General features: G+C 65.6%; 10 protein-coding genes. 2 read left to right on the top strand and 8 right to left on the bottom strand.

Annotated elements, in window-relative coordinates; genetic code table 11:
- Window positions 1–243: 243 nt before the first annotated feature.
- Window positions 244–1,017 carry a gamma-glutamyl-gamma-aminobutyrate hydrolase family protein gene (locus CO669_RS28655; RefSeq protein ID WP_097663284.1) on the bottom strand — a complete coding sequence of 258 codons (774 nt, stop codon included), beginning with the start codon at window positions 1,015–1,017 and terminating at the stop codon, window positions 244–246.
- A 90-nt stretch (window positions 1,018–1,107) separates the two neighbouring features.
- Window positions 1,108–1,833, bottom strand: a complete 726-nt coding sequence (locus tag CO669_RS28650; protein WP_097663283.1) for a hypothetical protein — start codon at window positions 1,831–1,833, stop codon at window positions 1,108–1,110.
- Window positions 1,834–1,968: 135 nt separating this feature from the next.
- Here CO669_RS28650 and CO669_RS28645 point away from each other — a divergent pair, with 135 nt between their 5' ends.
- A complete protein-coding gene (locus CO669_RS28645) occupies window positions 1,969–3,123 on the top strand; it encodes an AI-2E family transporter (RefSeq protein ID WP_502694525.1) in 1,155 nt (384 codons plus the stop codon).
- A 3-nt stretch (window positions 3,124–3,126) separates the two neighbouring features.
- On the opposite strand, the gene CO669_RS28640 is transcribed toward CO669_RS28645, so the two are convergent.
- From CO669_RS28640 to CO669_RS28615, 6 genes are all read right to left on the bottom strand, one after another.
- The gene (locus CO669_RS28640) at window positions 3,127–3,423 is read right to left on the bottom strand and encodes an antibiotic biosynthesis monooxygenase family protein (protein WP_028171678.1); all 297 of its coding nucleotides are present in this window, start codon (window positions 3,421–3,423) and stop codon (window positions 3,127–3,129) included.
- Between the two features lie 102 nt (window positions 3,424–3,525).
- On the bottom strand, window positions 3,526–3,765 hold the full coding sequence (locus CO669_RS28635) for a hypothetical protein (protein WP_097663281.1): 240 nt from the start codon (window positions 3,763–3,765) through the stop codon (window positions 3,526–3,528).
- 58 nt (window positions 3,766–3,823) lie between these two features.
- On the bottom strand, window positions 3,824–5,044 hold the full coding sequence (locus tag CO669_RS28630; protein ID WP_097663280.1) for a GGDEF domain-containing protein: 1,221 nt from the start codon (window positions 5,042–5,044) through the stop codon (window positions 3,824–3,826).
- A 229-nt stretch (window positions 5,045–5,273) separates the two neighbouring features.
- Window positions 5,274–5,753 carry a 30S ribosomal protein S9 gene (rpsI, locus tag CO669_RS28625; RefSeq protein WP_008547917.1) on the bottom strand — a complete coding sequence of 160 codons (480 nt, stop codon included), beginning with the start codon at window positions 5,751–5,753 and terminating at the stop codon, window positions 5,274–5,276.
- Window position 5,754: 1 nt separating this feature from the next.
- Window positions 5,755–6,219, bottom strand: coding sequence for a 50S ribosomal protein L13 (rplM, locus tag CO669_RS28620; RefSeq protein WP_011087726.1), 465 nt, complete (start codon window positions 6,217–6,219; stop codon window positions 5,755–5,757).
- A gap of 158 nt (window positions 6,220–6,377) precedes the next feature.
- On the bottom strand, window positions 6,378–6,806 hold the full coding sequence (locus CO669_RS28615; protein ID WP_097663279.1) for a PaaI family thioesterase: 429 nt from the start codon (window positions 6,804–6,806) through the stop codon (window positions 6,378–6,380).
- An 86-nt stretch (window positions 6,807–6,892) separates the two neighbouring features.
- On the opposite strand from CO669_RS28615, the gene CO669_RS28610 reads away from it, so the two are divergent.
- Window positions 6,893–7,717 (top strand): enoyl-CoA hydratase, encoded by an 825-nt coding sequence (locus CO669_RS28610; protein WP_097663278.1) that lies wholly within the window; start codon window positions 6,893–6,895, stop codon window positions 7,715–7,717.
- Window positions 7,718–7,736: the final 19 nt, after the last annotated feature.

The raw sequence follows: 7,736 nt of genomic DNA, 5'->3' as shown, positions 1-7,736 counted from the left end.
AGAAAGTACCTGCTTCACGCCGGGAAAACCCGGGCATGCTCCGCGTCACAGTGAATCATTCCCCGGACATCCCTGCGCCTTCGCGGGGAATGACAGCGTCATTTTGAGGGCCGGCTATCCCCTCATACGCCGTCATTGCGAGCGCGTGGCTAAAGCCCCTCTCTGCGCGCGCGGCTCTGCTGGGCTCGCGGCTCCGCGCAGCAGCGTCAGAACGCTGCTTGGCGCCAGGGACGCGAGCGTCAGTTACGCCGCCGCCCTCTGCCGCGCGACCAGGGCTTCGCCGAACGCCTCGAACAATTTTCGGTTGATCGGATTGTGCTGGGGATCGTATTCGGCGTGCCATTGCACGCCGAGCGCAAAGGTCGGGGCTTCCGCGATCCGGATCGCCTCGATGGTGCCGTCCTCGGCGACGCCCTCGATCAAGACGCGCTTGCCGGGCTCGAGAATGCCCTGCCCGTGCAGCGAATTGACCCTGATCCTCTCGCAGTTGAGCAATCTTGCGAACGCCCCGCCCGGCGTCAGGTCGACGTCGTGACGGTCGGCGAACACGACGGTCGGATCGGGATGGATCTCGCCGTTCTCGAGCCGGGGCATGCGATGGTTCATGCGGCCGGGGATTTCGCGGATCTCGGGATGCAGCGAGCCGCCGAAGGCGACGTTCATCTCCTGCAGGCCGCGGCAGATGCCGAACAGCGGGACGCCGCGGGATACGCAGGCGACCGAGAGCGCCAGCGCCACCTCGTCGCGGTGGATGTCGTAAGGCTCGTGCTTGGCGCAGGGATCGACGTTGAAACGGGTCGGGTGCACGTTGGCCCTCGCCCCGGTGAGAATGATGCCGTCCACGGTGTCGAGCAGCGCCCCGATATCGGTGATATCCGGGGAGCCCGCAAACATCACCGGCAAGCCGCCGGAGACCTCGGCCACGGCGCGCAGATTGCGCTCGCCCACCATCTGGACCTGAAATCGATTTTCGACGCGATGGGAATTCCCGATCACGCCGACGACCGGCTTTCTCATCTGTCGTTCCGCGCCTCTCCGAAAGAAGATGCCCCAAACATGCCCCTCGAATGGAACAAATTCAACAGAGGGGATCGCGGGACGGCAATGCTATTTTCGCGCAAATGCCTCCCGGGCCTCGTCCCCGGAAGGCAGGCCGGCGGCCTTCAGGGCAGTTGCCGCACCATCATCGCCCGGCGCGGCCAGCCAGGGCAGCTTCGCCTCGATGCCGCGCGTCACGGGCTCCCCGAGCGCCCCGCCGAAGTCAATCGGCCAAAGCCCGTTGGGCACGACTTCCGCGCTAAGACCACGGATCGCGTAGCCTTCGCCCAGAACCGCCTCTGCCCGGTCGCCGGCGACCAGCCGCGCGGTGGCGGGATCCCTGGGATCGGCAAAGCTCACGAGCACCGGAACGAGGTCTCCCTGCACCGGAACCGCGCCGGTCTGCCGCTGGATGTCGTTGAACGAGACACGGTTGCCGCGCGCAGCTCCATAGGCACGGAGCGCGACATAGTTGATGTCGTCGAAATCCAGCTTGGCGTCCTGCCGGTGCACCAGCAAGGCCACCAGATTCCTGCCCTTGGCGCCGTGTTTGCCAGGATCTTGGCCGAGGTCGACGAACACCGCCTCCCCGCGCATCATGGTGCGGCCGCTGCGGTTGTAGTTGCGGTCGGGTACGACGGCCAGAATGCCCGCCCCGGTCTTGATCCCGTCGGGCGTCGTCACTTCGACCGTGAGGCGAAATTTGTGGCCGGGCCGGTTGATCCGGATCTGGTCGCCGATCACGAGCACGGCCAGAAGCCCGAGCAGACCGGCCCATTTGCTGATGAAGCTCAAACCGCCCCCATTGCTCTTTCCCCATCGCTCTGCACCGTCGGCGTGCCGGCGTCAAACCAGCGCGTTGACGCGGGCTTGATCGAAAACGCGTTTGTCGAGAGAGTGCGGCGCGCAGCGCACTGAAAGGGACCCGATGTGACCATGTCCAAGGATGAACGCTCCCGGCCCCACGGCGACCTCGCTTGGGATCAGGCTTGGGCGATCTCGGTCGGAGGCATCGGCGTCGTGCTGTTCACCGCACTGCTCGCCTTCACCTGGTATTTCGCCACCACCCTGCTGCTGATCTTCACCGGCATGCTGCTCGGTCTCGGCCTCAACGCGCTGACCGGCGCGCTCGGGCGCCGCGTGCCCCTGCCGCATGCGGTACGGCTCGCGATCGTCTGCACCGCCCTTGCCCTGATGCTCGCCGGCATCGCCTATCTCGGCGGCGCCACCATTGCCGAGCAGGCTTCCCTGCTGAGCAAGACCCTCAAATCGCAACTCGCCAACGTCAGGTCCTTCCTGGACAGCCACGGAATCGACACCAGCTTCTTCGACCTCGGCAACGGCGCGGCCGACGCCGCCAGCACCACGCCGTCGTCGGAGGCTGCGTCCGCACCCGCGGCACCCTCGCGCGGCGCCTTGCCCAGCGCGGGCGCGCTGGCTTCCAGCGGTGGCGCGATCGTGAGCCAGACCTTCAAGCTGCTGCTCGGCACCATCCACGGCGTCGGCAACATCTTCATCGTGCTGTTCCTGGGCTTCGCCTTCGCCGCCCAGCCCGCCGTCTATCACGACGGCCTGCTATTCCTGGCGCCGGCCAGACACCGCACCCGCATCACCCTCATCATCGACCGCACGGCCGAGACGCTGGAGCGCTGGCTGATCGCGCAGATCATCGTCATGCTCGCGGTCGGCGTGGTGACCTGGATCGGGCTTCTCCTCATCGGCATTCCCGGCTCGTTCATCCTGGGGATTCAGGCCGGCCTGCTCGCCTTCATCCCGACCGTCGGGGCCATCATCGCCGGCGTCATCGTGGTGCTGGCGAGCCTCGCATCGGGCTGGGTCCCCGCACTATCGGCCTTCCTGCTCTTCATGGGCGTCCACGCCATGGAGAGCTATGTGCTGACCCCGGTGCTCCAGCGGCAGGCGCTGGACATCCCGCCGGCCACGCTGTTCGCGTTCCAGATCCTGCTCGGCGTGGTGTTCGGAATCTGGGGCCTTGCGCTGGCGCTCCCGCTGGTCGCCATCGCCAAGGTCATGATCGATCACTTCAAGACCTATGAGGCGCCGCCGCTTGCGGAGGCGGCGTGATCCTCAGGTCGTCAGCACGGTCTCGGTGTGCTCGACTTCCGGCGGCGCGGCAAAATACTGGCCGACGAGGCCGCGCCATTCGGCGAAATTCTCCGAGCCGCGGAAATCGACGGTGTGGTTCTCCAGCGTCGCCCATTTCACCATCAGCCGGTAGCGCTGCGGCTTCTCGATCGACTTGTGCAGCTCGAAACCGTGAAAGCCCTTGGAGCGGCCGAAGGCGGCCTTGGCCTTGGCGACGGCGGCCTCAAAGTCCTTCTCGCTGCCCGGCTTGACGTCGATTTGCGCGATCTCGGTGATCATCGGTTTCCACCCGTTTTTGTTCGATGGGCGTGTCTACCGTAGCCGAGGGCAAAGAAGAAGGCGCCGAAATGGCGCCCCGGTCGGCCCAAAAATGCAGGTCTCTCAAACCAGCAGCAGAACCGTGCCAGCCACGACGAGGGCACAACCGACGAACATCGCGAGCGGCCAGTAGCTGCGGCGGCTTTGCGCGTAGCGCCCCTGCGCGCGGCGCTCGTTGATCAGCGCGCTCTCGTATTCATCTGCCGTCGAGAACAGACAGGCGAAACCGCTGCGTGCCGACGCCGCAGCGGCTTCGAGCGACATCAGGGCAGCTTGCGGGTTCTGTCGACGGATCGATTCCATGACCGCAATGGTAGGGATCGAATGGTAAACAGAGGGTTACCGCAAGCCACCTCGCGTCTCAGGCCGTGGCCGGCCGCGCCTGCGGCGCACCGATCCGCGCGGCGCTCTGGCGGCGCCAGTTCTCCAGCGACAGCGGCAGCTCCTCCGCCGCCTCGACGCGATTGCGGCCGCCACGCTTGGCCTGGTACAGCGCAGTGTCGGCCGAGGCCAGCAGCACCTCGAGCTCGGTGCCGGCGGGACCGCCGGCAACGCCGATGCTGACGGTGGTGTCGACCGGCCCCTCATCGACCACGACGCCGGAGGTTTCGAAGGCTTCGCGCACACGCTCGGCGACCAGCACGCCCTCCTCCAGCGAACACGGCAGCAGCGCTGCGAACTCCTCGCCGCCGATGCGGCCCGAGAGGTCGGTGATGCGCAAGTTGCTGACGACGACGGTCGAGAACAGCCTCAGCATCTCGTCGCCGGCGGGATGGCCGAAGCGGTCGTTGATCGACTTGAAGTGGTCGATGTCGAAGATCATCACGGTCACGGGACGGCCGGCCTTGGCCTCGCGCTCGATCACACGGCCGCAGGCTTCCGAGAAGCCGCGGCGGTTGAGCATGCCGGTGAGCGGGTCGGTGGAGGCTGCGGTCCGGTGCGCTGTCACCGTGCGCTCGGACACCAGCATGAAGATCACGAACACGGTGCCGACGGCGTAGAGGATGAGCTCGACTGCGAACACCGTGACCCAGATGCTGGAGGAGAAGCCGGCATCGTGCGGACGCAGGAAGCTGCCGAGCACGATCGGCAGCATCAGCACGCAGCCGTGCATCACCGGCACGACGAAAGCCGGCCAGCGCCGCTGCAGGCTCTTGCGCCGCTCGGTCCAGAGCTCACTCGCGGTCAGCGCGGCGTAGACCGAGACGATGCCGGCGCCGATCATCATGCGCAGCATCGAGGCCTCGGGGGAAAGCAGCGAGACCGCGGCGACCCAGGCGAGCGCGCCGAGCACGAGGCCGGGCCAATGAGGCTTGCGGCCGTGGAAGACGCGCGCCGCATTCCACACCATGCCGCAAGCGACGAAGCCGACGGCATTCAGCGCGAGATAGAGCTGCGGACCGAGCTTGTCGCCGGTCGCGGTCCATAGCGCGACGGAGGCGGCACCGAGCAGATAGGCGGTGCCCCACCATTTCAGTGCAGGGCTGTCCTCCTGCCTGCCGAAAAACACCATCATGGCGCCGAGCAGTGCGGCGACCATGGTGGCGACCAAATAGAGCGTGATGCTATCGAGCGACATCATGTCGGCCCCCTCTAGAACATAGCAGTTACGCGATCGGTCCATCCGATTTGCGCGCCCTTCCGAAGGCGACGCTAGGTCCGGCGGGTTCCATTCAGGTTTTCGCGGGTGCCCAATTTTTCCGGAAACACGCCATCAATTTGCGTACAAACGAACAGCAAAAAGGGCGCTGAAATCAGCGCCCTTTTGCATCTCATTGAAGCCGCTTTCGCGGCGAATGTGACCGAAGCGATTAACGCTTCGAGAACTGGAAGGACCGGCGGGCCTTGGCCTTGCCGTACTTCTTGCGCTCGACCACGCGCGAGTCGCGGGTGAGGAAGCCGCCCTTCTTGAGCACGCTGCGCAGCTCCGGCTCGAAATAGGTGAGAGCCTTGGAGATGCCGTGACGGACCGCGCCGGCCTGGCCGGAGAGACCGCCGCCGGCGACCGTGCAGATCACGTCGTACTGGCCGGAACGGGCGGCCACCGAGAACGGCTGCTCGATCATCATGCGCAGCACGGGACGGGCGAAATAGACCTCGACCTCGCGCGAGTTGACGGTGACCTTGCCGGCGCCCGGCTTGATCCACACGCGGGCGACCGCGTCCTTGCGCTTGCCGGTGGCATAGGCGCGGTTGAACTTGTCGACCTTCTTCTCGTGCTTGGGCGCATCGGGCGCCGCCGCCGTCTTGAGCTGCGAGAGCTGGTCGAGCGACTGGATGGATTCGGCCATGTTATGCGGCCCTCGTGTTCTTGCGGTTCAACTTGGCGATGTCGATCTTCTCGGGCTGCTGCGCCTCGTGCGGATGATCGGCGCCGCCATAGACACGGAGGTTGCCCATCTGCACGCGACCGAGCGGACCACGCGGGATCATGCGCTCGACGGCCTTCTCGAGCACGCGCTCGGGATGCTTGCCCTCGAGGATCTGGCGCGCGGTGCGCTCCTTGACGTGGCCGACATAGCCGGTGTGCTTGTAGTAGGTCTTCTGCTCGCGCTTGCGGCCGGTGAGGACCGCATGCTGCGCATTGATGATGATGACGTTGTCGCCGCAATCAACGTGCGGGGTGTAGGTCGGGAGGTGCTTGCCGCGCAGGCGCATGGCGACGATGGTGGCGAGACGGCCGACGACCAGACCCTTGGCGTCGATCAGCACCCACTTCTTCGTCACCTCAGCCGGCTTTGCCGAAAAGGTTTTCATGTCAGAGTTTCCGTGGACGGGGAGCATCGGCGCGAACACCGCACCGGACTGCGCGGTTTTCTAGAGAAGAGACGCGTTGCGGTCAATGCCCGGAGATGGAAATTATATATGCAATATCAACGAGTTAAAAATATGGTGCTATATTACCTGCGAAAACCTCAAACAGTTGGAATGGAATAGGTCGAGGTGACGTGAGCGATCGGATCGGGCGAGGAGCCGGACAGCAGCTTGACTTCCCCGACCGCCAGACGCTTGCCGAGCTTGAGCAGCCGCGCCTCCGCCAGCACGTCCTGGCCGGACCCGCCCTTGCGCAGGAAATTGATGTTGAGATTGGTGGTCACCGCGAGCCCGACCGGCCCGATCGCGGACAGCAGCACCACGTACATCGCGAAATCGGCCAGCGCCATCAGGGTCGGCCCGGACACGGTACCGCCCGGCCGCAGCATCTTTTCGCTGTAACGCTGCCGCAAGAGGCAGGTCTGGCCGTCGGCGCTCTCGATCGTGATGTCGTCGCCGCTGAAGGCCTGGGGAAACTCGTGACGGAGGAACTGCTCGACCTCTGCCACGCTCATTTTCGCTAACGCCATGCTGTTCCCCACCCTCGCTTCACTTGCTCTGTTACATTAAGTTATCTGCGTCATCCAATTGCAATCTTTTAGCGGAATTCGCGTCAATGTCCGTCACCGCTGCCCGTGCCCCCTCCCCGCAACCGCCGATCCTGCTGCGCGAGACCGCAGGTCCCATCGCGGTCCTGACGCTGAACCGCCCGGCCGCCCGCAACAGCCTGTCGGCCGCGATGATCGCGGGCCTGCATGCCGAGCTCGACGCGATCCGCGACGACAAGGCCGTCCGCGGCGTCGTGATCGCGGCCAACGGCCCCGCCTTCTCTGCGGGCCACGACATGAAGGAACTCACCGCGCGCCGCAGCGACCCCGATCGCGGCCGGGCCTTCTTCGCCGAGATGATGAATGCCTGCAGCGCGATGATGCAGGCGATCGTGCATTTGCCAAAGCCCGTGGTCGCGTCCGTCCAGGGCATCGCGACCGCAGCCGGCTGCCAGCTCGTGGCGAGCTGCGACCTTGCGATCGCATCGGAAGCCGCAAGCTTCGCCACCCCCGGCGTCGACATCGGCCTGTTCTGCTCGACCCCGATGGTGGCGCTGTCGCGCAACGTCCCGCGCAAGCAGGCCATGGAGATGCTGCTGACGGGCGAGCCGATCCCGGCCGCGCGTGCCCGCGAGATCGGGCTCGTCAACCGCGTGGTCGCCGCCGGCACCGAGCGTGACGCCGCGATCGCGCTCGCCGAAAAGGTCGCGCTGAAATCAGCCTATACCGTCAAGCTCGGCAAGGAAGCGTTCTACCGCCAGGCCGAGATGAGCCTTGCGGACGCCTATCTCTATGCGGCCGAGGTGATGACCGAGAACATGATGGCGCGCGATGCCGAGGAAGGCATCGGCGCGTTCATCGAGAAGCGCACGCCGACATGGCGGGACGAGTAACAACAAGAAAAGACAAGTG

Origin of the sequence: Bradyrhizobium sp. Y36 (genome assembly GCF_002531575.1) — a bacterium.
Taxonomy (GTDB): domain Bacteria; phylum Pseudomonadota; class Alphaproteobacteria; order Rhizobiales; family Xanthobacteraceae; genus Bradyrhizobium.
This window is presented reverse-complemented; position numbering and strand designations above follow the sequence as displayed.